The sequence below is a fragment of the Xanthomonas sp. CFBP 8445 genome, from assembly GCF_025666235.1.
Classification (GTDB): Bacteria; Pseudomonadota; Gammaproteobacteria; order Xanthomonadales; family Xanthomonadaceae; genus Xanthomonas_A; species Xanthomonas_A indica.
The window spans coordinates 4,205,168-4,229,499 of the sequence record NZ_CP102594.1; the positions used below are offsets into that span (position 1 = coordinate 4,205,168).

Sequence of the window (24,332 nt, forward strand, 5' to 3'; positions counted from 1 at the left end):
ACTGGAGAGGCAGCATGCGCGCAGTGTTCATCGGCGGCGTCGTCGACAACAGCGAAGTGGACCTGGATGGCAGCCAGCCGCCGTTGCACTACCCGGAGAACACCGGCACCGGACGTCCGCGCTACCGCCTGCACCAGCGCGGCGCACGTGACGACGGCAGCGTGGTCTACGCCGTCTACGCGGCCCCGGAACTGGGCGATACCGAAGTGGAGCGGGTGTTCAATGAACGCGGCTACGCCCGCCGTTTCGGCGTGGAGCCGGCACCGGTGGAGCATTGATACCGGGCAGTAACCCAGTACACCCAGACGCGATACGTAGGAGCGGCTTCAGCCGCGGCCGGGCCTCCCCAGGAATGCCCGGTCGCGGCTGGAGCCGTTCCTACGACGGCCATGACAGGCTGTTTGATCGCGCGCCGGCATCGGCGCGATTTCGACGGTAGAAACGCCGAACAAGTCCAGTGCGGAAGCGGCTTCGGGCCGCGACGGAATTTCCGTGTGCCGCCCGTCGCGGCTGAAGCCGCTCGTACGCGAGTGCATTCCGCAGGACACCGCTGCGCCTGCAGCTGGAGACGCGATCCTGGACCCTGGCGCCGCCACGTCGACCCGGTCTTTTGTAGGAGCGACCTCAGCCGCGACTGGTCTCCATCAGCCAGCCCCCCGTCGCAATCAAGACGCCGCTACGATCGGTGCGGATTGGCGCAGCGGACGTCACGCCCGTTGCCGCTCATTTGCCGGACTTCGGCGTCACCCGCCACACCACGTTGCCGACGTCGTCGGCGACCAGCAGCGCGCCGGGCTTGTCCACCGCCACGCCGACCGGGCGGCCCTGCGCGCGGCCCTCGGCGTCGAGGAAGCCGGTCAGCACGTCCTGCGGCTTGCCGCTGGGCTTGCCGTTGGCGAAGGGCACGTAGATCACCTTGTAGCCGGACGGCGGATCGCGGTTCCAGGAGCCGTGCTGGCCGATGAAGGCACCGCCGCGGTAGGTCGGCGGCAACAGGGCGCCCTCGTAGAAGGCCAGGCCCAGCGAGGCGGTGTGCGCGCCCAGCGCATAGTCGGGCTTGATCGCGCTGGCCACCATCTCCGCATTCTGCGGCTGCACGCGCTCGTCCACGTGCTGGCCGTAATAGCTGTACGGCCAGCCATAAAAGCCGCCCTCGCGCACCGAGGTCAGGTAATCGGGCACCAGATCGCTGCCGAGCTCGTCGCGTTCGTTGACCACGGTCCACAGCGTGTCGGTACCCGGCTGCCAGGCCAGGCCGACCGGATTGCGCAGGCCGCTGGCGAACACGCGGGTGGCGCCGCTGGCCGCGTCCACCTCAAGGATCGCGGCGCGGTTGAGCTCCTGCTCCATGCCGTTCTCGGCGACATTGCTGTTGGAGCCGACGCCCACATACAGCTTCTTGCCGTCGCGGCTGGCCAGCAGGCTCTTGGTCCAGTGGTGGTTGATGCCACCGGGCAGATTGGCGACGAAGCTGGGCGCGGCGGTGATCTGCGTATCGCCATCCTTGTACGGGAAACTGACCAGGGCATCGGCGTTGGCCACGTACAGGCGGTCGCCGACCAGGGCCATGCCGAACGGCGAGTACAGGCCCTTGAGGAACTGGGTGCGCACCTCGGCGACGCCGTCGCCGTCGGCATCGCGCAGCAGGGTGATGCGGTTGGCGCTGGGCACGGTGGCGCCGGCCTTGGACATCATCGCGCCCTGGATCTTGTCGCGCAGGCCGCTGCTCTCCTTTTCCGGCGCCGGCGGCTCGGCGGTCTCGGCGACCAGCACGTCGCCGTTGGGCAGCACGTACAGCCAGCGCGGATGGTCGAGATCACGGGCGAAGGCCTGCACCGCCAGGTCGGCGGCGGGCACCGGCGCGGCGCCATCGGCCCAGCGCTTGACCTCGGCGATCTTGACCGTGGGGATCATGCGCTTGACCGGATCGGGCAGCACCGGATCCGGTCCCATGCCGTCCTCGATGGGGTGCTTGGCGGTGTCGCCGCAGGCGGCGAGCAGGGCGGCGCTGAGCGCACACAACACCCAACGGGCACGAATCGGCGAAGACATGGCCATGCGTCTTGGATATCCGGGAACACGGGGGAACCCCGATGATGCCCAGCCATGGCCCGGAAAAAGTGAAAGATGCGTCAAGAGGCGTCGCCGCGCGGATCGATGTCCCAGGGCCGCGCCGGCAGCTGGCGCACGCTGCGGATTTCGTCCAGCCACAGGTAGCGGTGCTCGGCGGGATCGTCCAGCCCGTCGATGCGCACCTGCGCATTGCTGCCTTCCTGCTCGTTGGCATCGCGGAACAGCTGGATGCTGGGACGGATCGTCACCGTACCGAGGAAGGTGCTGCCGTCCTCGAGTTCGATGCGCACGTTGGACTGCTCCGGCAGTTGCTTGGCCAGTTCTTCCAGTGCCTGGATCTGCGCCTGGTCGGTGTGGACACGCTTGGCATACTTGGTCATCGGTGGACTCCGTGCGAGGGACGTTCCACCGTAGCGCCGCCGGCGTGAGCCGGCGGGCAAGAGCGCAGCTGCCCTAGCGCTGCCGCGCGAAGCGTACCGCCGAGACCAGTTGCGCCACGCTGTAGGGCTTGGCCAGGTGCTCCTGGAAGCCGGACTGCAGCGCGCGCTGGCGATCATCGGCACGCGCCAGCGCGGTCACCGCCACCGCCGGCAGTTCGTCCGCGCCCAGACCCATGTTCTCGCGCACGGTGCGGATCAGGCCATAGCCGTCCATGCCCGGCATGCCGATGTCGGTGACCATCACATCGATCGCGGCATGGCCGCCGCCGTCGAGCACCTCCAGCGCCTCGCTGGCCGAGCCCACCGCGACCACCTCGGCGCCCTGCTCCTCGAGCAGGCGCCGCAGGTAGTCGAGCATGTCCGGCTGGTCCTCCACCGCCAGCAGGCGCACGCCCTTGAGCGAATACGCCTCGACCACCTGCTCGGCCATCGCGAACGCGCGCACTTCGCGCAGCGGGCGCGAGCCCGGCGCGTCGCGGTGCAGCGGCAGGCGCACGGTGAACACCGAGCCGCAGCCACGGCCTTCGCTGGCCGCGCTGATCTGCCCGCCGTGCATCTCCACCAGTTGCTGCACGATCGCAAGGCCCAGGCCCAGGCCGCCGTGCAGGCGCGTGGTGGTGCTGTCGGCCTGGCGGAAGCGGCCGAACAGATGCGGCAGGAATTCCGGCGGGATGCCGTCGCCGGAATCGCGCACCGCCACGCTGACATGCTCGCCATCGTCCTCGAGGTCGATCGCCAGGGCAATGCGCCCGTGCGCGGGGGTGAACTTGATCGCGTTGGACAACAGGTTCCAGAACACCTGCTGCAGGCGCGTGGCGTCGCCCAGCACCATGCACGGCTGCGAGGGCGCCTGCAGGGTCAGTGCCTGGTCCTTGCCTTCGGCCACCGGTTCCTGCGCACGCATCGCCTCGCGCACCTGCTCGGCCAGGTCCAGTGCCTCCACCTCCAGTTGCACCTTGCCCAGCAGCATGCTGCTGAGATCGAGCATGTCCGAGATCAGCCGTTGCTGCGCGCGCGCGCTGCTGGCGATCACCGACAGGCCCTTGCTGCTCGGATCGCCCGGCGGCAGCCGCTGCAGCAGCAGATCGCTCCAGCCGAGGATGGTGGTCAGCGGCGTGCGCAGTTCGTGCGACAGCGTCGCCAGGAACTCGTCCTTGAGCCGCGCCATGCTCTCGGCGGCGTTGCGCGCGCTGCGCTCGGATTCCAGCAGTTGCTCGCGCGCCAGTTCGATGTCGCGGCGTTCGGTGACGTCCGGGCTGCTGCCGGCCAGGCCGATGAACTGGCCCTCGGCGGAATAGCGCGGCATCGCGGTCATTTCCAACCAGCGCCATTCGCCATCGTGGCGGCGCGCGCGCACCAGCGCGCGCAGGTTGCGCTGGTCGTGCAGCGCGCTGCGCAGCTCGTAGGCGAACACGCCCACGTCCTCCGGATGCAGCACGTCGCCCCAACCCGGGCGCGCCCCATCGGCGTCCGGATCGATACCGAAGAATTCGGCATAGGCGGTGTTGGTGAAGCGCAGCTCGCCATGGGCGTCCAGCACCCACACCGGCATCGGCAGGCCCTCGGCCAGTGCGCTGAAGCGCGCCTCGCTCTCGGCGAGGTCGCGCTCCATGCGCTTGCGCTCGGTGATGTCGAGGAACTGCACGGCGACCAGGTGCTGCTCGGGCGCGCCGATGCGGAAAGCATCCACCGTCCACCAACGGGCCAGCGGCGTGGAGAAATTCTCGAACTTGGCCGAGCGTCCGCTCAGCGCCACCTCGCCATACAGCCGGAACCAGTGCTCCTCATGGGTCGGCGCCAGGTCGCGCATGCGTCGGCCGAACGCGTCGTGCAACCCGGTTTCGCGCTCGAACGCCTGATTAACCTCCAGAAAAACGTAGTCCACCGCGCGCTGGGTCTCGTCGAACAGAACCTGGATCACGCAGAAGCCGGCATCGATCTTGTCGAAGATCTCGCGGTAATGCAGATCCGTCGCCTTCACGAGCGGAGACGAAGTGGTGTCGGGGCTGGCATGCATGACGGAGTAGCTCTGGAAGCGGCCTACGGCAACGGATGAAGACGGTGCCCGGCATCCGCGGCGCAACAACGACGCGCTAGGAACGGCGAGGCGGAACGACCATCTTGTTAAGCCACTCCGCCGCCGTCAAGCCGCGACTTCCGCCGCGCCTGCCCGACCCGGGTCACCAGAAGAAGGCGATCACAAGGACGATGCCCAGCAGCGACAGGCCGATCCCGGCAAACACCAGCCACTGGGTCAGGCGCGCGCTGCGCAGGGCCTGCTCTTCCAGCCAGCGCTCGGCTTCCTCGCGCCACGGCGGCGGCGGCGAGGATTCCAGCAATTCCTGCACACGTGCCGCCCCCAGCCGCCGGCATTGCCGGCGGCATTCTTCGGGAACCACGGTGCGCTCGGGCGCGCTGACGACGGACATGACAACGTTCCTGAATTGCTCAGCCGAGCGTGAAACGCGGCGCGTCGCTGGCGAGCTCGTGTTCCACCGCCATGCGCGCCAATCGCGTGTAGTTGGCGCGCGGGCCGGCACCACGGCCGACGATCAGGCCGAGGTATTCCAGGCCCGTCCACACCCGCACCTTCCACTCCACACCGTGCTCGGCCAGCACCAGCGTCAGCGTGTAGCGGAAGCTCTGCCCCTGCGGGCTGCGGTAGTGGTAGCTGGGCGGGAACTGCACGGCCACATCGCGTGCCTCGCCAAGCGAGACCAGGTAACGCCGCAACAGCTGGCGCACGTCGTCGCCCGGGTTCAGGCGCAACTGCCGCGCGGCGTCGTCCAAGTTGGCCTGGTGCTCGACGAAGGCGGCCGCACCGCTGGCCGGGCTGTGCCCGTGGCGCTTGGCCCAGTCGATGAACTGCAGGCGCACATCGCTGCCGGTGTGGGCCTGGTGGAACAACGGCGTCTTCATGCGATCCCCGCGTCACTCGAGTGGCATCCATCCTCGCGCGCGCACCGTGAAGCAGGCGGCGAGGCGATGTGAGCCGTCCGTCATGCCGCGGCGGATGAATCGGCGGCCAACGCTCGCCGCCGCGTGCCTCGCCGCGATTGCGGGCGCGCCGGCGCAGGCACACACTGGGCGTACGCCTCCTGGAGATCCGCCATGAAGATCCGCTATGCCTGGACGGCGCTGGCTGCTGCCTGCCTGTGGGCGGGCGGCGCCTCCGCCGAGATCCGCAACGTCACCGACCCGCAGGCCCCGCGCAGCCTCACCAGCGACGGCCCGGTGCAGGTCAGTTGGGCCGATCCGGCCACCTTCAGCGAACTGCGGCAGAGCCGCAATCGCTGGGAAGCCGAACGCGGCGACTGGGTGCAGGACCTGGCCGCCTACCTGCAGAAGCAGGCCGCCAAGCAACTGCAGCCCGGCCAGCGCCTGGACATCAAGCTGACCGACATCAAGCGCGCCGGCGACTACGAGCCCTGGCACGGCCCGAACTGGAACGACGTGCGGGTGATGCGCGACCTGTACCCGCCGCGGATCAGCCTCGACTTCACCCTGTACGGCGCCGACGGCCAGGTGCTGGCTCAGGGCCAGCCGAAGCTGATGGACCCGAGCTATCTGTACAACAGCTCGGTCGGCCTGAGCACCGATCCGCTGCGCTACGAAAAGCGCATGCTCGACGACTGGCTGCGCCGCCAGTTCCGCAAGGACAGCGCGGTCGCCGAACGCTGAGGCAGCACGCGCGGCGCCGGTAGCGCGCCGGCGCCGTGAGGCGGGCTCACCCGCCGAGGTAGACCCGCGGCGCGCGCTTGAGGCCGCACAGCAGCCGATAGGCGCTGGACGCGCAGCGCCCGGCCAACGCATCGATGCGCGGCTGTTCGCCCCACAACTGCACCTCGCTGCCGAGCCCCGCCTGCGGGTGCTCGGTCAGGTCCACGGTCAGCATGTCCATGGACACGCGCCCAATCAGCTCGCCGGGCGTGCCGTCGATCAGCACCGGCGTGCCGTTGGGCGCGAACTGCGGATAACCGTCGGCATAGCCGATCGCCACGACCCCGACCCGTGTCGGCCGCGCCGCGACGAAGCGTGCGCCGTAGCCGACCGGCTCGCCCGGCGCGATGTCACGCACGGAAATGACCTTGGACTGCAGGGTCATCACCGGACGCAGTTCGCCGGGCAGCGTGGCCGCTGCGGCGAAGGGGTCGGCGCCGTACAGCATCAGCCCCGGCCGCCCCCAGTCGTTGCGCAACTCCGGCCAGCCGAGCAGCGCCGGCGAGTTGCACAGGCTGGTCTCGCCGGCCAGGCCGGCGGTGGCCTGGCGGAATATCTCCACCTGCTCGCGCGTGCGTGCGCTGTCCAGTTCGTCGGCGCGGGCGAAGTGGCTCATCAGCACCAGCCGCTCGACCTGCGGCAGCGCGCTCAGCCGCGCATGCGCGGCGCGGAATTCGTCCGGCGCCAGGCCCAGCCGGTGCATGCCGCTGTCCAACTTCAGCCACAGGCACAGCGGCTGCGGCGCGGCGAAGGCGGCGATCGCCTCGACCTGCCAGGGCGAGGCCACCGCGCACCACAGCCGGTGTGCGGCGACCAGTTGCAGTTCCTCGGCGTCGAAGATGCCTTCCAGCAGCAGGATCGGCGCGGCGATGCCGGCCTGGCGCAGTTCCAGCGCCTCCTCGATGCAGGCCACCGCGAAGCCGTCGGCCTCGCCGTCCAGCGCGCGCGCGCAGGCCACCGCGCCGTGCCCGTAGGCATCGGCCTTGACCACCGCCAGCGCCTTGCCGCCGCTCAGCCGGCGGGCCAGGCGGTAGTTGTGGCGCAGCGCGTCGAGGTCGATCAATGCACGGGCTGGGCGCACGCGACGGCCTCGGCGACGGACGCGGCGGAACCGCGGGAGTAACGGAAGATGTCCAGGCCCTCGCCGCTGATCTGCGGCTGCCGCGAGACCATCAGGTCGGCCAGGTAGCGGCCCGAGCCGCAGGCCATGGTCCAGCCCAGCGTGCCGTGGCCGGTGTTGAGGAACAGGTTGCGGTAGCCGGTGGCGCCGACCACCGGCGTGCCGTCCGGGGTGGCCGGGCGCAGTCCGGTCCAGAACTCGGCCGCAGCCAGGTCGCCGCCGCGCGGATACAGGTCGTTGACCACCTTCTCCAGGGTGGCGCGGCGCCGCGCCGGCCGCGACAGGTCGAAGCCGGCCAGTTCGGCCATGCCGCCGACGCGGATGCGCTCGTCGAAGCGGGTGATCGCCACCTTGTAGCTCTCGTCGAGGATGGTGGAGGTCGGCGCCAGCGCCGCGTCGCGGATCGGCAGGGTCAGCGAATAGCCCTTCAGCGGGTACACCGGCAGGCGGATGCCCAGCGGCGCCAGCAGGCCGGGCGAATAGCTGCCCAGCGCGACCACGTAGCGGTCGGCACGCTCCAGCCGGCCACCGATGCGCACGCCGTCGATGCGGTCGCCGTCGGCCTGCAGCGCCTCGATGGTCTCGCCCTGGCGGAACTGCACGCCGGCCGCGGCGGCCATCGCCGCCAGGCGCTGGGTGAACAGGCGGCAGTCGCCGGTCTGGTCGTTGGGCAGGCGCAACGCGCCGACCAGGGTCGCCGGCGCGCTGGCCAGGGCCGGCTCGACCCGGGCGATGCCGGCGCGGTCCAGCAGTTCGTAGGGCACGCCGTACTCGCGCAGCACCTCGATGTCCTTGGCCGCGCCGTCCAGTTGCTGCTGGGTGCGGAACAACTGGGTGGTGCCGAGCTGGCGGCCTTCGTAGGCGATGCCGGTCTCGGCACGCAGCTGGTCCAGGCAGTCGCGGCTGTACTCGGACAGGCGCACCATCCGCGCCTTGTTGATCGCGTAGCGCTCGGCGGTGCAGTTGCGCAGCATCTGCGCCAGCCACAGGTACTGCTGCAGGTCGGCGGTCGGCGTGATCGCCAGCGGCGCATGGCGCTGGAACAGCCATTTCAGCGCCTTCAGCGGCACGCCGGGCGCCGCCCACGGCGACGCATAGCCAGGCGAGACCTGCCCGGCATTGGCGTAGCTGGTCTCCAGCCCGGCCGCCGGCTGGCGGTCGACCACCGTCACCTCGCAACCGCTGCGGGCCAGATACCACGCCGTGGCCGTACCGATCACACCGCTGCCGAGAACCAGAACCCGCATGCGCCTACTCCGTTCGGATCAATTCCCTGGCTGGATGGCGCCAGGGCAGAAGTTCGGTGCAGTATAGGCAGCACAACCCAGGATTTTCCCCTGATTTCCACCGGCCCAACAGGCTAAACCCCTGAGACCCGCCCGCATGGCCGCACGCCTCCGCGAACTGGACAAGATCGACCGCAAGATCCTGCGCATCCTGCAGCAGGAAGGACGCATCTCCTTCACCGAACTGGGCGAGCGGGTCGGCCTGTCGACCACGCCATGCACCGAGCGGGTGCGCCGGCTGGAACGCGACGGCGCCATCACCGGCTACTACGCGCGGCTGGACCCGCACTACCTCAAGGCCAGCCTGCTGGTGTTCGTGGAGATCAGCCTGGCCTACAAGTCCGGCGACATCTTCGAGGAATTCCGCCGCGCCGCGCTGAAGCTGCCCAACGTGCTCGAGTGCCACCTGGTCTCGGGCGACTTCGACTACCTGCTCAAGGCCCGCATCAGCGAGATGGCGTCCTACCGGAAGCTGCTGGGCAGCACCCTGCTGACCCTGCCGCACGTGCGCGAATCCAAGAGCTACATCGTGATGGAAGAAGTGAAGGAAACGCTCAGCCTGCCGATCGCCGACTGAGCGTTCCGCGCGGGGTGCAGGTCAGGAGACCAGCAGCTTCTCCAGGTCGTCGCGCGAGGAATTGGCGTGGTTCTTGGCCAGTTCGGCCACCACCCGCTTCTGGACCTCCTTGTGCAGCAGCGGCCGCAACTGCCCCAGCGTGTGCGGGTCGGCAACCAGCATCAGGTGCTCGACATCGCCGCGCAGGGCGTCCTGGTACAGGCGCTCGGCCACCTGCCGCACGAACCCGGCCTCATCCATGGTCATCGGCCGGTCGCCGTCCTCCACACCTTCGATCGGCGCCGGGTTCAGCACCTCGGTCTGCTCCAGCAGCGCGGTCTCGCCCGCCAGGTTGACCCGGAACAGGCGCGCGCTGGCGCGGTCGGCGACGACGATCAGGGTGTTGTCGGGAAGCTTGCTCATCGGTTCTCCTGGCGAACATGGCGCCGCGCATATCGCGGCCGGTCCGCCAGTCTAGAAACCGATTTGTGAGGATGGCGGCCACGCGGCGTTCGCCACGCGTTCGCCGCCCGCGCGCCGGCGCCTCAGTCCTGGATGCGCATTCCGTCGCCGCTGGGCACGGTGTCGTAGTAACGGCCGGTGCGCGTGTCCAGCGCGCGGTTCGGCCCGACCTGCATCGCCCCGGGGATCACCTGGCCGCTGCGATCGTAGAGGCGCACCGGGCGGCGCGCGGCCGGGTCGGCGACTGCGGCCGGCACCGCCGGGCTAGCCGCGCGCTTGCGCTTGGCCTGCCCCTGCGGCCGGTCGTCCAGGTTGGAGGGGACTGGCGTCGCCTTGGGAGCGGAGGCCGACGCCGGCGGGCGCTCGTCGAGACGGCTGGCCATCGATGGCGGTGGCGGCGGCGCGGACTGCAGGGTATTGGCGTCGCGATTGCTGGCCGGTGCGCCGGGCACCGGTTGAAGCGCCTGCGCGGCGGCGAGCGCCGGCACGAGCAGGGCGATGGCAACGCAGGGCAGCAAGCGATTCACGATGGCTCCGTCGACGCGCCGGGAAGAGGCGTTCACGCTAGCGCATCGACCGCGCCGCGTCGACGCGGCCCCGGCGCGCTTGATCCGCCCCGTACAGCCCTCATGTTGTTTTCCCCTCCTCCAGCCCCGGGCCCCGCCATGAGCCGATTCGACCTCACGCCTCCCACTGCTGCCGAGCGCGAGCAGCTGATCGGCGCACTGAACGCGGAGGAACGCCGGGTGTTGCTGCAGCACGGCACCGAAGCGCCGTTCTGCGGGGTGTTCCTGGACAACAAGCTGGAAGGCGTCTACACCTGCCGGCTGTGCGGGCTGCCGCTGTTCCGCTCCAGCGCCAAGTTCGATTCCGGCACCGGCTGGCCGAGCTTCTTCGCGCCCTACCACCCCGATCACGTGCGCGAGCTGCGCGACACCAGCTACGGCATGATCCGCACCGAGATCGTCTGCGCCCGCTGCGACAGCCATCTCGGCCACGTGTTCCCGGACGGCCCGCCGCCGAGCGGCGAGCGCCACTGCCTGAATTCGGTCTCGCTGCAGTTCACCGAACAGGGCCAGGCGCTGCCCAACCCGCTGCACCGCGGCGGCGGCGAGACCGAACCGGCCTGATTCCGGCGCAGACGCGCCGCCACAGGGAGACCACCGGTATGCGAACCCCGTTGCTTCCCCTCCTGCTGCTGCCGCTCGCCCTGGGCGCCTGCCAGCGCAGTCCCGCCCCGGCGCCGGCACAGGCCGCGCCCGCGGCGGCCACGCCGTCGCCCACCGCCGCACCCGGCCTGCAGGCCGATGCCCTGCCCATGCAGTGGCGCTGCGGCGAGGAACTGGTGCAGGCGGCCGCCGATCCGGCGCGCGAGCGCCTGGCCCTGCAGGTGCGCGGGACGCGCCTGGACATGCAGCGCACCGACGCCGGCACCGCCACCGGCGCGCGCTACGCCGATGCCCTGGGCAACACCTTCTGGCAGTCGCAGCCCGACCAGGCCACGCTGACCCTGGCGGGCCTGGGCGAGACGCTCAAATGCGTCCGCCACGACAGCGGCATGACCGGCTGAGCACCCGGCCCGCCGCCCGCGCCGCCAAAAACCCGGCACGGCTCACACCTTCAGAATGGCGCCGCGGGGCCGACATCTAGAGCGTCCCCGTTCCGGCCCGCAGGCTGCTCCGCCATGCTCATCATCGTTGGCTTCATCGTCGTCATCATCAGCGTGGTCGGCGGCTACGTGCTGTCGCACGGCAAACTTGGCGCACTGTGGCAGCCCTACGAGCTGATGATCATCGGTGGCGCGGCCCTGGGCGCGTTCCTGGTCAGCACCCCGGGCAAGATCGTCAAGGCCACCATCGGCGGCGTGCTGGGCGTGTTCAAGGGCCCGCAGTACAAGGCCGACGACTACCGCAGCACCCTGACCCTGATCTACGAACTGCTGAACAAGGCGCGCCGCGACGGCTTCATGGCCCTGGAAGACCACGTCGAGCGGCCGGCCGACAGCGCGATCTTCGGCAACTACCCCAAGGTACTGGCCGACCACCACCTGCTCGACTTCATTACCGACTGCCTGCGCCTGATGATCGGCAGCAACATCGAGCCGCACGAACTGGAACCGCTGCTGGAACTGGAGCTGGAAAAGCACCACCACGAAGCGATGGCGCCGGCGCATGCGCTGAGCAAGGTCTCCGACGGCCTGCCCGGCTTCGGCATCGTCGCCGCGGTGCTGGGCATCGTCATCACCATGGGCTCGATCGGCGGCCCGATCGAGGAGATCGGCCACCACGTCGGCGCGGCGCTGGTCGGCACCTTCCTCGGCATCCTGCTGGCCTACGGCTTCGTCGCGCCGCTGTCGGCGGCGATGGAAGCGCGCGCCGAGCAGGACAGCCGCATCTTCGAATCGGTGAAGACCGCACTGCTGGCCTGCCTGCGCGGCTACAACCCGAAGATCGCCCTCGAATTCGCGCGCAAGACCCTGCCGACCGACGTGCGGCCGAGCTTCGCCGACTTCGAAACGCATCTGAAGACGATCAAGTAACGCAGTCATGGCCGAGACCAAGCCCACCGTCGTCATCCGCCGGGTCAAGAAGGTCCAGGGCGGCGGCCACCACGGCGGCGCGTGGAAGGTGGCCTATGCCGACTTCGTGACCGCGATGATGGCGTTCTTCCTGGTGCTGTGGCTGGTCGCGGCCACCACCAAGGAACAGCGCGCGGCGATCGCCGAATACTTCCGCAACCCCAGCCCGCTGGCCGGCAAGAGCCCGGCGCCGAGCCCCGGCATGGCCGGCCCCGGCGGCGCCAGCACCTCGATGATCAAGCTCGGCGGCGCCGGCGAGATGCAGCGCGGCAACAACAAGGATCCGTTCGGCAGCAAGAGCCTGAAGGGCGACGACAGCAAGAGCAGCCAGCGCGAGAAGGAAAAGGAGCGCCTGGAAACGCTGATGCAGGAGCTGAAGGAAGCCATCGACAAGAGCCAGGCGCTGGAGCCGTTCAAGGACCAGTTGCTGCTGGACCTGACCCCGGACGGCCTGCGCATCCAGATCGTGGACAAGGAGAACCGGCCGATGTTCGACCTCGGCAGTGCGGTGCTCAAGCCCTACACCCGCGGCATCCTCCACGAGCTGTCCGGCTTCATCAACCAGGTGCCCAACCACATCAGCATCACCGGCCACACCGACGTCACCCAGTACAGCACCAAGAACGGCTACAGCAACTGGGAGCTGAGCGCGGACCGCGCCAACGCCGCGCGCCGCGAACTGGTCGCCGGCGGCATGGGCGAGGACAAGGTCTCGCGCGTGGTCGGGTTGTCCTCGTCGGTGCTGTTCGACAAGCAGGTGCCGAACAATCCGATCAACCGCCGCATCAGCATCGTGGTGATGACCAAGGATGCCGAGGACGCGGCCACCGCCGATGGCGACCACAGCGTCGCCCTGGGCACCGTGCAGCCCGACGCCGACACCAAGGTGCCGGACCTGAGCGCGGCGGCGACGGAGGCGGCCGCGGCGCCGGCGCCCGGCAAGGCGGCGCCCGCCGCCGCACCTGCCGCCACCCCCGGCGCTCCGTCGGCAGCAGCGCCGGCGGCGAGGCCGGCCAAGGCCTCGGTGCGGATCGCCGAACCGCGCACCACCTCGCCGGAGGCAGCGGCCGCCGCCGCGCGCGACGCCTTGCGCAGCATCAACGGCGGGGCACCGGTGACGGCCGCCGCCGCCGGCGGCACCGAAGCGGCCAGCGCACGCTGATCGCGGCGGCACCCGGCGCGGCGCCGGCGGCCGCGCCGCGATGGCCCGGCGGGACCGCATACGGCGCGGCGCTTACAATGACCGCCACTTCGCCAACGAGACCGCCGTGTCCAAGCAATCCAAAGCCAAGCGCGACAAGCGCAAGAAGCAGCAGCCGTCGCGCCCCTTCGCCCGCCTGGGCCGCGAGCAGCCCATCGCCAACCACGCCGTGCTGCAGGACCAGAGCGGCCGCGTGCTGGCCGCGATCGGCCTGCAGGGCCGCCAATGGCTGCTGGCGGTCGGCGGCCAGACCATGGGCAATGCCGACAATCCGGTGCCGATGCTGGCGATGCTCAAGCACCTGGCCAACCTGCAGGAGCAGGAAGGCAACACCATCACCCTGGAATACTCGACGCAGCTGCAGCAGATGATCGACGCGCTGGCGGCCGAGGCCGGCCAGACCCCGGCCGAGTACCTGGACGCGCTGGTCGCCGAGTTCGCCGCGGGCGACGGCGCGACAGAGGATGCGGCCGAGGACGAGACCGACGCGGACGCCGCGACGGAGGCCGGCGATGCCGCGCCGGCGCAGGCCGACAGCAGCGCGGCGCCTGACACCGCGGCGGACGCCGACGGCACGCACAAGCCGGCCTGACCGGACGCGATGGCGGTCTACATCGACGATGCGGTGCATCCCTGGCGCGGCCAGCGCTGGGGCCACCTGCTCGCCGACACGCTGGACGAACTGCACGCCATGGCGGCGCGGCTGGGCATTCCCCGCCGCGCCTTCCAGAACAAGCTCAGCGGCGCGCACTACGACGTGCCGGCCGCCCTGCGCGACGAAGCGATCCGCCTGGGCGCGGTGCCGGTCTCGCGGCACAGCGATCGCGAACTGCTGAAGGCGCTGATCCGCCACGCACGTGCGCAGGCGCGCGGCGAGGCCGATTGAAGCGTGATGGCGGCAGCGGCGTCCTGCGCAGTGCGGCGGCGCGGGCGTGCGGGTGCACTGGACCAGCGCTTCCGGCAGCGGCCGGCACGGCTGCGTCTGACGGCTCTGCGCGTCGCGACTGAAGTCGCTCCCACAGGGAGCTGCGGATACGTTATGGCGCACTGCAGGAGGCCTTCAGCCCCAACATTCACCATGGGCGGTGCGATCGCGACTTCGCTCGTCGCGGCTGAAGCCGCTCCTACAGGGCGCTGGCGGCAAGCTGCTGGGTGCACTGTGGGAGGGACTTCAGTCCCGACGGCATCCGGCGCCAGAACACCCAAACGCTGCACGCATCGCCACTGAAATCGCGCCCACAGGACGCTGCGGGTGCCTGACACGCAAGGCGGCAACACCAATCACCGATGCGCAGCGAGGGATGCCTAGAACGGATCGCTGCCCGGGCGCAGGTCGATGCCGAGGATCGCGGCCAGGCGCTGCATGTCCTGATCGTCGCGGCTGAGCGCCATCCAGCCGGCGCGGATCTCGCTGCCGGCATCCCAGCACCAGATGCTGTAGCCGTGCTCGCGCAGGCGGTCGTAGGCCACCGCCAGCAGCGAGGCGCTGTCGTGCTCCTCCAGGAAGTCGGCATCGTCGATGTCGCCGCCCCAGTCGATGCGCAGGTTCCAGCGCGCGGCCAGTTCGTCGATCGCGCCGATCAGCGCCTCGCGGTCGTGGCCGTCGACGTAGAAGCCCGCCCGCCAGTCGATCGCGTCCTTCAGCGTCCACAGCCAGTCCGCGTCCTCGCGCTCGGCTTCGCCGGCGGCCTCGCGGTAGGCGTCGAACTGGCGCAGGGCGCTTTCCTCGTCGCCCGGGTTGATCAGCAGCAGCAGGTTCCAGATCAGGCCCTGCTGGGTATCCGGATCGTCGTCGTCGTCGAACAGGTCGTCGGGATCGTCGTAGTCGGCGCTGTTGTCGGGCATGGCGGCGCATCGGGCATCACGGGGAGCGCCAGTGTGCCGCGCCCGGCGCGACGACGGAAGCGCGGAACTCGGCAACGGCGCCGCGGGCGTTTATCCTTCGCAGCCCGGAAGACGGCGCTGTCCGCCGCCACGCGAAGCCACCACGATGTCCGACACGCCCCCCGACCGCCTGGCGGTCAGCCCGCAGAGCCCGTTCCACGATGCCGAGACGCTGTCGCGCGGCGTCGGCATCCGCTTCAACGGCGTGGAGCGCGACAACGTCGAGGAGTACTCGATCAGCGAAGGCTGGATCCGCGTGCAGGTCGGCAAGGCGCGCGACCGCCGCGGCAATCCCATGACCATGAAGGTCAAGGGCCAGGTCGAAGCCTTCTGGCTCGACGCCAAGTAAGCGCGATCGCCGGCAGGCACGGCGCCCGCCGGCACATTGCGGTCCTCGGCGACCGCCTCAGGGCTTGAGCCGGTAGCCGCTGCGGAAGATCGCCCAGATCACGCCCAGGCACAGCGCCAGGAACCCCAGGGTCATGCCCACGCTGACCGCGATGTGCACGTCGGCCTTGCCGTAGAACGCCCAGCGGAAGCCGCTGACCAGGTACACCACCGGGTTGAACAGGCTGATCTTCTGCCACAGCGGCGGCAGCATGTTGATCGAGTAGAAGCTGCCGCCGAGGAAGGTCAGCGGCGTGATCACCATCAGCGGGATCACCTGCAGCTTCTCGAAGCCGTCGGCCCACACGCCGATGATGAAACCGAACAGGCTGAAGGTCAGCGCGGTCAGCACCAGGAAGCCGAACATCCACAGCGGATGGGCGATCTCGTACGGCACGAAGGCGCGCGCGGTGAGCAGGATCAGCAGGCCCAGCAGCACCGACTTGCTCGCCGCCGCGCCGACGTAGCCGATCACCACCTCCCACCATGCCACCGGCGCCGACAGCACCTCGTAGATGGTGCCGGCCCAGCGCGGCATGTAGATGCCGAACGAGGCGTTGGAAATGCTTTCGCTGAGCAGCGACAGCATCACCAGCCCCGGGATGATGTAGGCGCCGTAGCTGATGCCGTCGATGGCGCCCATGCGCGAGCCGATCGCCGCGCCGAACACCACGAAGTACAGCGAGGTCGACAGCACCGGCGAGGCGATGGACTGGGTCAACGTGCGGAAAGTGCGCGCCATCTCGAAACGGTAGATGGCGGCGATCGCGTGCAGGTTCATGCGCGCACCTCCGCCGCGGCAGACGCCGGCCGCACCAGGTTGACGAAGATTTCCTCCAGCGAACTCTCGCTGGACTGCAGGTCCTTGATCTCCACGCCCTGCTCCTCCAGTTGCCGCAGCAGCGGGCCGATGCCGGTCTGCTCGGCCTGCGCGTCGTAGGTGTAGGTCAGCGTGGCGCCGTCGGCGGACAGTTCCAGCGGCTGCGTCGCCAGCGCTGGCGGCAACGCCGGCAGCGGCGCCTGCAGGGTCAGCGCCAGTTGCTTCTTGCCGAGCTTGCGCATCAGCGTGCGCTTGTCCTCCACCAGCACCAGTTCGCCGCGGTTGACCACGCCGACCCGGTCGGCCATGTCCTCGGCCTCCTCGATGTAGTGCGTGGTGAGGATGATGGTGGTGCCCTGCTCGCGCAGGCGCCGCACCATCTGCCACATGTCGTGGCGCAGCTCCACGTCAACGCCGGCGGTGGGTTCGTCCAGGAACAGGATGGACGGTTCGTGCGCCAGCGCCTTGGCGATCAGCACGCGCCGCTTCATGCCGCCGGACAGGGTGGAGATGCGGCTGCCGCGCTTGTCCCACAGCGACAGCTCGCGCAGCACCCGCTCCAGGTGGGCGTCGTCGCGCGGCTTGCCGAACAGGCCGCGGCTAAAGCGCACCGTCGCCCACACCGTCTCGAACGCATCGGTGGCCAGCTCCTGTGGCACCAGGCCGATCTTGGCGCGCGCGGCACGGTAGTCGCGCACGATGTCGTGGCCATCGGCCAGCACCCGGCCACTGCTGGGCGTGACCAGGCCGCAGATGATGCTGATCAGCGTGGTCTTGCCGGCGCCGTTGGGGCCGAGCAGGGCGAAGATCTCGCCGCGGCGGATCTCCAGGTCGATGCCCCTGAGCGCCTGGAAGCCCCCGGCGTAGGTCTTGGTGAGCTGTTGCACGGAAATGATCGGCGACACAGGAACTCCCGGGGTGGCGCAGCGGCTGCGGAAACGGCCCCCAGGGTAGAAGCCGGATCGTGATGGATAAATCCCGATCCGACGGAAGCACTCTCCCGGATGCGGGACAGTGCGCCAGCCGGTGCCTGCAAACGCTGACGACGCCGTGGTTGCCGCGCCGAACGCCGGCTAGCGTTCGCCGGTGCCGAGGGTACCGGCGGCCGGCCGCGCAGGGCGCGGCCAGGGCAGCACGCGCCAGCCGAAGTTGACCCCCGCCGCCGCCAGCAGGATCAGCAGCGCCCCGAGCACCTGCGTCCACGCCAGCGACTGCCCGAAGGCGATGCGATCGACCGCGATCGCCACCACCGGATAGATGAACGACAGCGCCCCGATCATCGCGGTGGGCAGTTTCTGGATGGCGCCGTACAGCAGCACGTACATCACCCCGGTGTTGACCACGCCGAGCACCACCAGATCCAGCCACTGGGCGGGGCGGGACGGCAAGGCATCGAAGTGCGCGAACGGCGCCAGCAACACGATGCCGATGCCGAGTTGCAGCAGCGCCAGCAGGTGCGGCGGCGTGCCTTTCAGGTGCTTGGTGACGATCGACGACACCGCGTACAGGAACGCTGCGCCCAGCGCCAGCGCGACGCCCTGCAGGTACTCGCCCGGCACCGCGAGCACCGCCGGCACGATGCGCACCACGCCCACCAGGCCGACGAAGGCCACCGCCAACCACGCCATGGTCGAGGCGCTGATGCGCTCGCGGAACACGATCGCGCCCAGCCCGACCAGCATGAACGGCTGCGTGTTGTAGACGGCGGTGGCCATCGAAATCGAGGCGCGGCCGTAGGCGGCGAACAACAGCAGCCAGTTGCCCACGATCGCGACGCCGCCGAGCAGCACAAGCGCCAGCATCCGCGGCGAAAACGCCTTACGGCGCAACAGGCCCAGCGCCGCGCAGACGATCAGCAGGGTGGCCGCGCCGAACAGGCAGCGGAAGAACACCACGTTGACCGGCGATTGCCGCGAGGACACCACCAGCCAGCCGATCGTGCCGGACATGAGCATGGCCACGACCATCTCGGCCGCACCACGGCGGATCTCGTTGGATGCCATCCCGGTTCCTTTCAATGTGTCGGATGGCAGCCATTGTAGAAACCGCGGCTTCGCGAAAACATGCTTAAACTTAGGTTATCTACAAATCTGGCCTCAGAAATTAAGCCCCTTATGCATAACCACCTTTCAGCACCCGCCGTCGCCACGCTCGACGCGATCGATCGCGCCATCCTCGGCGCGCTGGCGCAGGACGCGCGCATGGCGACCAGCGAACTGGCCCGGCAGATCGGCCTGTCGGCGCCGGCCACCGCCGACCGCGTGCGACGGTTGCAGCACCAGGGCGTGATCGCCGGGTTCACGGTCGAGCTCGACCCACGCGCGCTCGGCTACACCTTGCAGGCGATCGTGCGGGTGAAGCCGCTGCCGGGGCAGCTGCACCTGGTGGAGGAGCTGCTGCAGCGCATCCCGGAAGTCGTCGAATGCGACAAGGTGACCGGCGAAGACTGCTTCATCTGCCGGCTGTACCTGCGCACCATCCAGCATCTGGACAGCATCCTGGCGAAAGTCAGCGAACGTGCCGAAACCAACACCGCGATCGTGAAATCCACGCCCGTGCCCAGGCGGCTGCCGCCGTTGGTCGAGGACGCCTAGCGCGATGCGCCAGTCGCGGCGAAGGCCGGGACCCGGGACCCGCAAGAGCCTAGCAGCGACTCGTTGTCTACGATCAGCTGCCGTCACATTTCGCGGGTAGCGACGCGTCCGCCCTGCGAAGCCCACTTTTCCGGGTCCCGGGTCCCGGGTCCCGGCCTTTCAGCTCTTGCGCCGCGCCTCCAGCAGATCCAGGTTGCGGATCAGCCGGCGCGCGATCTCGTCGGAGATCTTGCGCTGGCGGGTCAGCTTGAACAGTTCCTGGCGCTCGGCCTGCAGGCCGGCGTTGCGCAGTTGGCGCAGCACATTGTCCAGGCGCCGCGCCTCCTCCGGGTCGCTCTCCATCGCGTCGCCGTGGTCGAGGTGGCGCTGGTACAGCGCGCTGACCCGGTTGGCCGCCTCGTTGTACAGGTCGGCGTGCTCGCTGTCCTGCACCAGCCGCTGGCGCAGCTTCTCCACCGCGGCCAATGCCGCACGCGAGGACTCGCGCCGGGCCAGGTCTTCCTCCAGGCGGTCGCTCGGCTCTTCCGGCAGCTCCAGGCCGCGCAGCAGGCGCGGCAGCGCGATGCTGGCGACGAGCAGCGAGGTGACGATCACCGCACTGGCCAGGAAGATCGCCAGGTCGCGCGCCGGGAACGCGGCGCCGTTGGGCAGGGCCAGCGGCAGGGTCAGCACGCCGGCCAGGGTGATCGCGCCGCGCACGCCGGCCAGCGAGGTCGCCACCACGATCCGCCACGGCGGGCTCTGCCGGTCCTCGCCGCGACGGCGCGCCTTGAGCAGGGTCCAGCGCAGCGACAGCCACACCCACAGGAAGCGCAGCAGCAGCAGGCCGACGTAGATGGCCAGCGCATAGCCCAGCAGCCACCACGGATCCAGGTGCCCGGCCTCGTCCATGTTGTGCATGGCGCCCTGCACAATGCCCGGCAACTGCTCGCCGAGCAGCACGAACATGATGCCGTTGAGAGTGAACTGCACCATGTCCCACACCGCCGAGCGCTGCACGCGCATGCTGCCCGGGGCGCGGCCGCTCAGTTCCACGTAGCTCATGGCGATGCCGGCGGCGACCGCGGCGAGGATGCCCGAGGCGTTGATCGCCTCGGCCAGCAGGTAGGCGGCGAAGGGCAGCAACAGGTTGACCAGGATCGCCGCGCCCGGCTCCTCGCCGACCTGGCGCCACACCCAGCGCTGCGCCAGGCTGGTGCCGACCACCACCGCGATGCCGGCGGCCACGCCGACCAGCGCCACCCACAGGAAGGTCAGCGAGGCGTCGGCCAGCGAGAACGCGCCGGTGATCGCCGCGGCCACCGCGAACTGGAAGCAGACCAGGCCGGACGCGTCGTTGAGCAGCGACTCGCCTTCCAGGATGTGCATCAGCCGCTTGGGGATGGGCGCGCGCGCGGCGATCGAGGACACCGCGATCGGATCGGTCGGCGACACCACCGCCGCCAGCGCGAACGCCACCGCCAGCGGCATGGTCGGGATCATCCAGTGGATCAGGAAGCCGGCGCCGATCACCGTGAACACCACCAGGCCCAGCGCCAGTTCCAGGATCACGCCCTTGTCGCGGAACAGACCCTGCTTGGGGATGCGCCAGCCGTCCAGGAACAGCAGCGGCGGCAGGAACAGCAGGAAGAACAGCTCCGGCTCCAGCGCATAGCCCTTCTTGAACACGCCGGCGATGATCGCGCCCAGGCCGATCTGCACCAGCGGCAACGGCAGCGAGAACGGCAGAACGCGCACGAGATAGCCACTGGCCACCACCGCCAGCAACATCGCCAAGACCACTTCGATCGAATGCATGCTCGTCCGGACGGCGGCGCCACGCGGCAGCGCCGCCCATGAATGGGGGAGCCTGCAAGCAAAGCGCACCGCGGCGGCGATGTCCAGTGGGACGACGCAGCCGGCCGCTGATGTCGCGACGTTGCCGCCCGGACAGCTGGCCCACAACCGGGGTGCAAGATGGGCAGCGCTCGCCCTGGACCCAGCGGCGTCCATCCAGCCGGATCTGGACGCCCCGGGTGCGTCGCCGATGGATGACGGCGCGGCCGACGTTGTCCGCTGGCTGCACTGCGGCGAGCGACGCATGATCCGCCCATGTTCCTGACTCGACAGGTGTGGAACGGCATCGCGTCGCTCCCTGCGATTCGCCAAGGGAGCGCACGAACGCACCGTGCCGCGAGCATGCCACGCGGCAGGTACGTAACCGGATCGACTACGGCGTGTAGGGTTCGAACACCTTGTCTTTCCCCGTGGCCGTGCTGATGGTCCATATTTGCGTGCAATACGCGCGATTGATGTAGATGTAGTCGCTACGTGGATCCACGTCGTTATCGAGACTCGCGTCGTAGTCCTTTTGCTTGGTCAGAAACAGGGCGATTCCCTGCTTGCCTCTGTCTCCCTTGATGGGCGTGATCAGCACGGCAGCCCCTTTTTCCTCCCAGGCATCGGGCAAGTCCATCTCAAAGCACAGCCAGCGGTCGCCCGGCGTCGCCTTCAGGCCCAGCACCCGTGCTACCGGGCTACTGTTGTCGGCAAGTTGCTCCGGCGAAAGGCGCGTGACGTAGCACGCTTTCGGCTTTCCTTCCGACTGATCCTGTGCGCTTTCGATGAACTCCCATCCCTTGCTGCCGCCCAGTCGCTTTACCTTGCTCAGAATCGACACCGGGCCGTAGTGGTAGTACTTCATGCCATCCTCTCTTTACGTGTGATCGTGCGGTTGATTGGCATGTCCCTGCATCCCGGTCGACGGCAGATGCCGATCGCGTTCCACTGGCAACAGCGGCGGCTTCCAGTTGATCGACAGGACCGATCGTGATTGGCGAAGGGCCATGCCCCCACAGAATCGGCCGACGGCGAAGCAAGAGATGCCGGGCAAAACCTGATTTGCGGCCAGTACCCGCCCTACTCTTCCCATCTGGCGTATTGCAGCGAGCGCGACGACACGGGGAGCACTCGTTCATCATTCTCTGGGCCGCGTGATGCAACCGCGCCGGCGCTGCGCGCGTAAAGGCAGGTGCACGGTCGACTGGCCGCGCATCCCTTTCAAGGAGCAAGCCCATGAAACTCCAGTTGCTGGCCCTGGCCCTCGCCGGCCTCGTCTCCCTGCCCGCCATGGCCGACACCGGTCAGGCCGCGGCGCACGACCACGCAGCGATGAGCACGGCCAAGCCGAATCCGATGGTCGGCGGCGCGCCGATGTACGCCACCAAGGACATCATCGACAACGCGGTCAACTCCAAGGAGCACACCACCCTGGTCGCCGCGGTCAAGGCCGCCGGCCTGGTGGACACGCTGAAGGGCGCAGGCCCGTTCACCGTGTTCGCGCCGACCAATGCCGCCTTCGCCGCCTTGCCGGCCGGCACGGTGGACACGCTGCTCAAGCCGGAGAACAAGGAAAAGCTGACCCAGGTGCTGACCTACCACGTGGTCCCCGGCAAGCTCGATGCGGCGACGCTGCTGGCGCAGATCAAGGCCGGCGGCGGCAGCGCCAAGCTGACCACGGTGCAGGGCGAAACGCTGATCGCCAAGACCCGCGGCGGCAAGGTCACCCTCACGGACAGCAAGGGCAATACCGCGCACGTCACCACCGCCGACGTGATGCAGCGCAATGGCGTGATCCATGTGGTGGACAAGGTTTTGATGCCGTAAGCACATCGGGGGTGCATTGGCATCGCGGGGACGGCTGCGGCCGTCCCCGTTTTGCGCCTCCATGCGCTCGACGACGGCAGCACGCCCCGACTGCGACGACCGCCGCATGCGCAGGCCGTCAGTCGTCGGCACTGTCTCCGTGCAGCATCGGCACCCGCTCCGCCAACACGCGCAAGTCGCGCACGAAGCCTCGATAGGCGGCCTCGCCCGCTTCGCCGCCGCGCTGGCGCAGCACCCACGACGGATGCACGGTGGCCAGGGCATGCGTGCCGTCGTCCAGCGCCTGCCACTGCCCTCGCTGGGCCATCAGCGCGAACCCATTCCCCAGCACCGCGCGCGCCGCGGTCGCGCCCAGGCACAGCACGATGCGCGGGCGTACCCGCGCCAGTTCGCCAGCCAGCCACATGCGGCAGGCCTCGACATGGGCACGCTCGGGATTGCGGTGCAGCCGCGCCTTGCCGCGCTGCTCGAAGCGGAAATGCTTGACCGCGTTGGTGACGTACATGCCGGCACGTTCGATCCCCAGCTCCTGCAACGCGCGGTCGAACAGGCGCCCGGCCGGGCCGACGAAGGGACGTCCGCTCAGGTCCTCCTCGTCGCCGGGCTGCTCGCCGACCACCATCACCGCCGCGTCCTGCGGGCCTTCGCCGAACACGGTCTGGGTGGCCGGCTGCCACAGCGGGCAGCGGCGGCAGTCGCGGGCCGCCGCGCGCAGCGCCTCGAGGCTGTCGTCGGCGGCCACCGCCGGCGCCGGTGCCGGGGCGGGAATGCGCCGACGCACCGGCTCCGGCGCGCGCTCGGCCATCTCGCGCACGCGCTGCCCGGCGTCGCGGATCAGCGTGGGCAGCAACTGCGCCTCCGGCAGATGCTTCCAGTATTTCTGCGGCATCTCCTGGCGCATCATCGTCGGGTTGAGCCGCGCCGGGTTGAAGATGTTGGCGTAGTAGGTGCGCCACAGCGCGTCCTGCGCGTCGTCGGCCGGCGCATCGGCGCGCTGCGCACCGGCGCCGAACTGCAGCGTCTCGCCGTCCCAGCGCACGCTGCGGTACGGAGTGAGAATCGCCCAGCGCATGCCGGCGAAGCGCCGCGCGAAGAACGGCGCCACCCGATCGACGATGTGGTGCTCCGGCTCGAACCAGGCGATGTACGCCTCCTGCTCGCCCGGCACCTCGCGGAAGCGCACGAACGCCTTCATCTTGTGGCTGTCGCGGCGCACCGCCTGCGCCCATTGCCGGGCGCGGTGCACGTCGGCATCGGTGACCCGCTGCAGCAGCGCGCGCTCCCCGCCGGCGATGCGCCACAGCAGGCGGTACAGCAGCGCATGCCGCTGCGGATCGCGATGGCACAGCACCGCGCCGGCCAGCGCCAGGAACTCGGCCGATACCCGCGGTGGCGACACCTGCGCAGGCAGCGTCGCAACGTCGGTCCCGGCCAGCAGGCCGCCCTGCGCATCGCCATCCCAGGCCAGCGTCTCCGGCGCCGCCTGCGCGCACCATGCCGCCCGCGCCACCGCCCGCCACGCCTCCAGGCTCCACGGCGGCACCACCTCAGCCTGGAACACGGCCT

28 protein-coding genes are annotated in these 24,332 nt (G+C 69.6%); 12 read left to right on the plus strand and 16 right to left on the minus strand.

Going from position 1 to position 24,332, the window contains the following annotated elements:
- Window positions 1-14 precede the first annotated feature (14 nt).
- Window positions 15-278 carry a hypothetical protein gene (locus tag NUG21_RS18070; protein WP_017908770.1) on the plus strand — a complete coding sequence of 88 codons (264 nt, stop codon included), beginning with the start codon at window positions 15-17 and terminating at the stop codon, window positions 276-278.
- A gap of 445 nt (window positions 279-723) precedes the next feature.
- On the opposite strand, the gene NUG21_RS18075 is transcribed toward NUG21_RS18070, so the two are convergent.
- From NUG21_RS18075 to NUG21_RS18095, 5 genes are all read right to left on the minus strand, one after another.
- A complete protein-coding gene (locus NUG21_RS18075) occupies window positions 724-2,058 on the minus strand; it encodes a PQQ-dependent sugar dehydrogenase (protein ID WP_263391589.1) in 1,335 nt (444 codons plus the stop codon).
- A gap of 74 nt (window positions 2,059-2,132) precedes the next feature.
- Window positions 2,133-2,453, minus strand: a complete 321-nt coding sequence (locus NUG21_RS18080) for a DUF3247 family protein (RefSeq protein WP_019798577.1) — start codon at window positions 2,451-2,453, stop codon at window positions 2,133-2,135.
- Between the two features lie 73 nt (window positions 2,454-2,526).
- The gene (locus NUG21_RS18085; protein ID WP_263391590.1) at window positions 2,527-4,530 is read right to left on the minus strand and encodes a PAS domain-containing hybrid sensor histidine kinase/response regulator; all 2,004 of its coding nucleotides are present in this window, start codon (window positions 4,528-4,530) and stop codon (window positions 2,527-2,529) included.
- Window positions 4,531-4,693: 163 nt separating this feature from the next.
- Window positions 4,694-4,942: a hypothetical protein gene (locus NUG21_RS18090; RefSeq protein WP_019797309.1), complete on the minus strand. Its 249-nt coding sequence runs from the start codon at window positions 4,940-4,942 to the stop codon at window positions 4,694-4,696.
- Window positions 4,943-4,961: 19 nt separating this feature from the next.
- Window positions 4,962-5,432 (minus strand): hypothetical protein, encoded by a 471-nt coding sequence (locus tag NUG21_RS18095; protein WP_019797310.1) that lies wholly within the window; start codon window positions 5,430-5,432, stop codon window positions 4,962-4,964.
- 192 nt (window positions 5,433-5,624) lie between these two features.
- On the opposite strand from NUG21_RS18095, the gene NUG21_RS18100 reads away from it, so the two are divergent.
- A complete protein-coding gene (locus NUG21_RS18100; RefSeq protein ID WP_242083898.1) occupies window positions 5,625-6,194 on the plus strand; it encodes a DUF3016 domain-containing protein in 570 nt (189 codons plus the stop codon).
- Between the two features lie 46 nt (window positions 6,195-6,240).
- Here the strand turns inward: NUG21_RS18100 and alr are convergent, their stop codons facing one another.
- Complete coding sequence (alr, locus tag NUG21_RS18105) at window positions 6,241-7,314, minus strand: alanine racemase (protein WP_263391591.1); 1,074 nt, start codon at window positions 7,312-7,314, stop codon at window positions 6,241-6,243.
- The gene (locus NUG21_RS18110; RefSeq protein WP_160946267.1) at window positions 7,293-8,600 is read right to left on the minus strand and encodes a D-amino acid dehydrogenase; all 1,308 of its coding nucleotides are present in this window, start codon (window positions 8,598-8,600) and stop codon (window positions 7,293-7,295) included. The genes alr and NUG21_RS18110 overlap by 22 nt, the downstream gene beginning before the upstream one ends.
- Window positions 8,601-8,736: 136 nt before the next feature.
- Between NUG21_RS18110 and NUG21_RS18115 the strand changes: the two genes are divergently transcribed.
- Window positions 8,737-9,216 carry an Lrp/AsnC ligand binding domain-containing protein gene (locus NUG21_RS18115; protein WP_017908762.1) on the plus strand — a complete coding sequence of 160 codons (480 nt, stop codon included), beginning with the start codon at window positions 8,737-8,739 and terminating at the stop codon, window positions 9,214-9,216.
- 21 nt (window positions 9,217-9,237) lie between these two features.
- Here NUG21_RS18115 and NUG21_RS18120 read toward each other — a convergent pair whose 3' ends face one another.
- Window positions 9,238-9,618 carry a baeRF12 domain-containing protein gene (locus NUG21_RS18120; RefSeq protein ID WP_160946266.1) on the minus strand — a complete coding sequence of 127 codons (381 nt, stop codon included), beginning with the start codon at window positions 9,616-9,618 and terminating at the stop codon, window positions 9,238-9,240.
- 122 nt (window positions 9,619-9,740) lie between these two features.
- Window positions 9,741-10,184, minus strand: coding sequence for a hypothetical protein (locus tag NUG21_RS18125; protein WP_263391592.1), 444 nt, complete (start codon window positions 10,182-10,184; stop codon window positions 9,741-9,743).
- Window positions 10,185-10,322: 138 nt separating this feature from the next.
- Here NUG21_RS18125 and msrB point away from each other — a divergent pair, with 138 nt between their 5' ends.
- From msrB to NUG21_RS18155, 6 genes are all read left to right on the plus strand, one after another.
- Window positions 10,323-10,787 (plus strand): peptide-methionine (R)-S-oxide reductase MsrB, encoded by a 465-nt coding sequence (msrB, locus tag NUG21_RS18130; protein WP_263391593.1) that lies wholly within the window; start codon window positions 10,323-10,325, stop codon window positions 10,785-10,787.
- A 38-nt stretch (window positions 10,788-10,825) separates the two neighbouring features.
- Window positions 10,826-11,227 carry an MliC family protein gene (locus tag NUG21_RS18135; RefSeq protein WP_263391594.1) on the plus strand — a complete coding sequence of 134 codons (402 nt, stop codon included), beginning with the start codon at window positions 10,826-10,828 and terminating at the stop codon, window positions 11,225-11,227.
- A 114-nt stretch (window positions 11,228-11,341) separates the two neighbouring features.
- Complete coding sequence (gene motA, locus NUG21_RS18140) at window positions 11,342-12,196, plus strand: flagellar motor stator protein MotA (RefSeq protein ID WP_160946263.1); 855 nt, start codon at window positions 11,342-11,344, stop codon at window positions 12,194-12,196.
- Window positions 12,197-12,203: 7 nt separating this feature from the next.
- The gene (motB, locus tag NUG21_RS18145) at window positions 12,204-13,397 is read left to right on the plus strand and encodes a flagellar motor protein MotB (RefSeq protein ID WP_263391595.1); all 1,194 of its coding nucleotides are present in this window, start codon (window positions 12,204-12,206) and stop codon (window positions 13,395-13,397) included.
- A gap of 106 nt (window positions 13,398-13,503) precedes the next feature.
- The gene (locus NUG21_RS18150) at window positions 13,504-14,028 is read left to right on the plus strand and encodes a hypothetical protein (RefSeq protein ID WP_263391596.1); all 525 of its coding nucleotides are present in this window, start codon (window positions 13,504-13,506) and stop codon (window positions 14,026-14,028) included.
- A 9-nt stretch (window positions 14,029-14,037) separates the two neighbouring features.
- On the plus strand, window positions 14,038-14,322 hold the full coding sequence (locus NUG21_RS18155) for a DUF4031 domain-containing protein (protein ID WP_160962429.1): 285 nt from the start codon (window positions 14,038-14,040) through the stop codon (window positions 14,320-14,322).
- Between the two features lie 419 nt (window positions 14,323-14,741).
- Here NUG21_RS18155 and NUG21_RS18160 read toward each other — a convergent pair whose 3' ends face one another.
- A complete protein-coding gene (locus NUG21_RS18160; protein WP_019798934.1) occupies window positions 14,742-15,281 on the minus strand; it encodes a DUF6630 family protein in 540 nt (179 codons plus the stop codon).
- A gap of 145 nt (window positions 15,282-15,426) precedes the next feature.
- Between NUG21_RS18160 and NUG21_RS18165 the strand changes: the two genes are divergently transcribed.
- Complete coding sequence (locus NUG21_RS18165) at window positions 15,427-15,669, plus strand: DUF3297 family protein (RefSeq protein WP_048492240.1); 243 nt, start codon at window positions 15,427-15,429, stop codon at window positions 15,667-15,669.
- 57 nt (window positions 15,670-15,726) lie between these two features.
- Here the strand turns inward: NUG21_RS18165 and NUG21_RS18170 are convergent, their stop codons facing one another.
- The 3 genes from NUG21_RS18170 to NUG21_RS18180 form a co-directional block, all read right to left on the minus strand.
- Complete coding sequence (locus tag NUG21_RS18170; protein WP_019798936.1) at window positions 15,727-16,488, minus strand: ABC transporter permease; 762 nt, start codon at window positions 16,486-16,488, stop codon at window positions 15,727-15,729.
- Complete coding sequence (locus NUG21_RS18175; protein WP_263391597.1) at window positions 16,485-17,432, minus strand: ABC transporter ATP-binding protein; 948 nt, start codon at window positions 17,430-17,432, stop codon at window positions 16,485-16,487. The genes NUG21_RS18170 and NUG21_RS18175 overlap by 4 nt, the downstream gene beginning before the upstream one ends.
- Window positions 17,433-17,600: 168 nt before the next feature.
- Window positions 17,601-18,530 carry a DMT family transporter gene (locus NUG21_RS18180; RefSeq protein WP_263391598.1) on the minus strand — a complete coding sequence of 310 codons (930 nt, stop codon included), beginning with the start codon at window positions 18,528-18,530 and terminating at the stop codon, window positions 17,601-17,603.
- Between the two features lie 111 nt (window positions 18,531-18,641).
- Between NUG21_RS18180 and NUG21_RS18185 the strand changes: the two genes are divergently transcribed.
- Window positions 18,642-19,121, plus strand: coding sequence for an Lrp/AsnC family transcriptional regulator (locus NUG21_RS18185; RefSeq protein WP_019798070.1), 480 nt, complete (start codon window positions 18,642-18,644; stop codon window positions 19,119-19,121).
- A gap of 159 nt (window positions 19,122-19,280) precedes the next feature.
- On the opposite strand, the gene NUG21_RS18190 is transcribed toward NUG21_RS18185, so the two are convergent.
- Window positions 19,281-20,918 carry a Na+/H+ antiporter gene (locus NUG21_RS18190; protein ID WP_160946256.1) on the minus strand — a complete coding sequence of 546 codons (1,638 nt, stop codon included), beginning with the start codon at window positions 20,916-20,918 and terminating at the stop codon, window positions 19,281-19,283.
- 412 nt (window positions 20,919-21,330) lie between these two features.
- Window positions 21,331-21,804 (minus strand): hypothetical protein, encoded by a 474-nt coding sequence (locus NUG21_RS18195; RefSeq protein ID WP_160946255.1) that lies wholly within the window; start codon window positions 21,802-21,804, stop codon window positions 21,331-21,333.
- 371 nt (window positions 21,805-22,175) lie between these two features.
- Here NUG21_RS18195 and NUG21_RS18200 point away from each other — a divergent pair, with 371 nt between their 5' ends.
- Window positions 22,176-22,766: a fasciclin domain-containing protein gene (locus NUG21_RS18200; protein WP_242084058.1), complete on the plus strand. Its 591-nt coding sequence runs from the start codon at window positions 22,176-22,178 to the stop codon at window positions 22,764-22,766.
- A 118-nt stretch (window positions 22,767-22,884) separates the two neighbouring features.
- Here the strand turns inward: NUG21_RS18200 and NUG21_RS18205 are convergent, their stop codons facing one another.
- Window positions 22,885-24,327, minus strand: coding sequence for a UdgX family uracil-DNA binding protein (locus tag NUG21_RS18205; RefSeq protein ID WP_263391599.1), 1,443 nt, complete (start codon window positions 24,325-24,327; stop codon window positions 22,885-22,887).
- Between the last annotated feature and the right edge of the window lie 5 nt (window positions 24,328-24,332).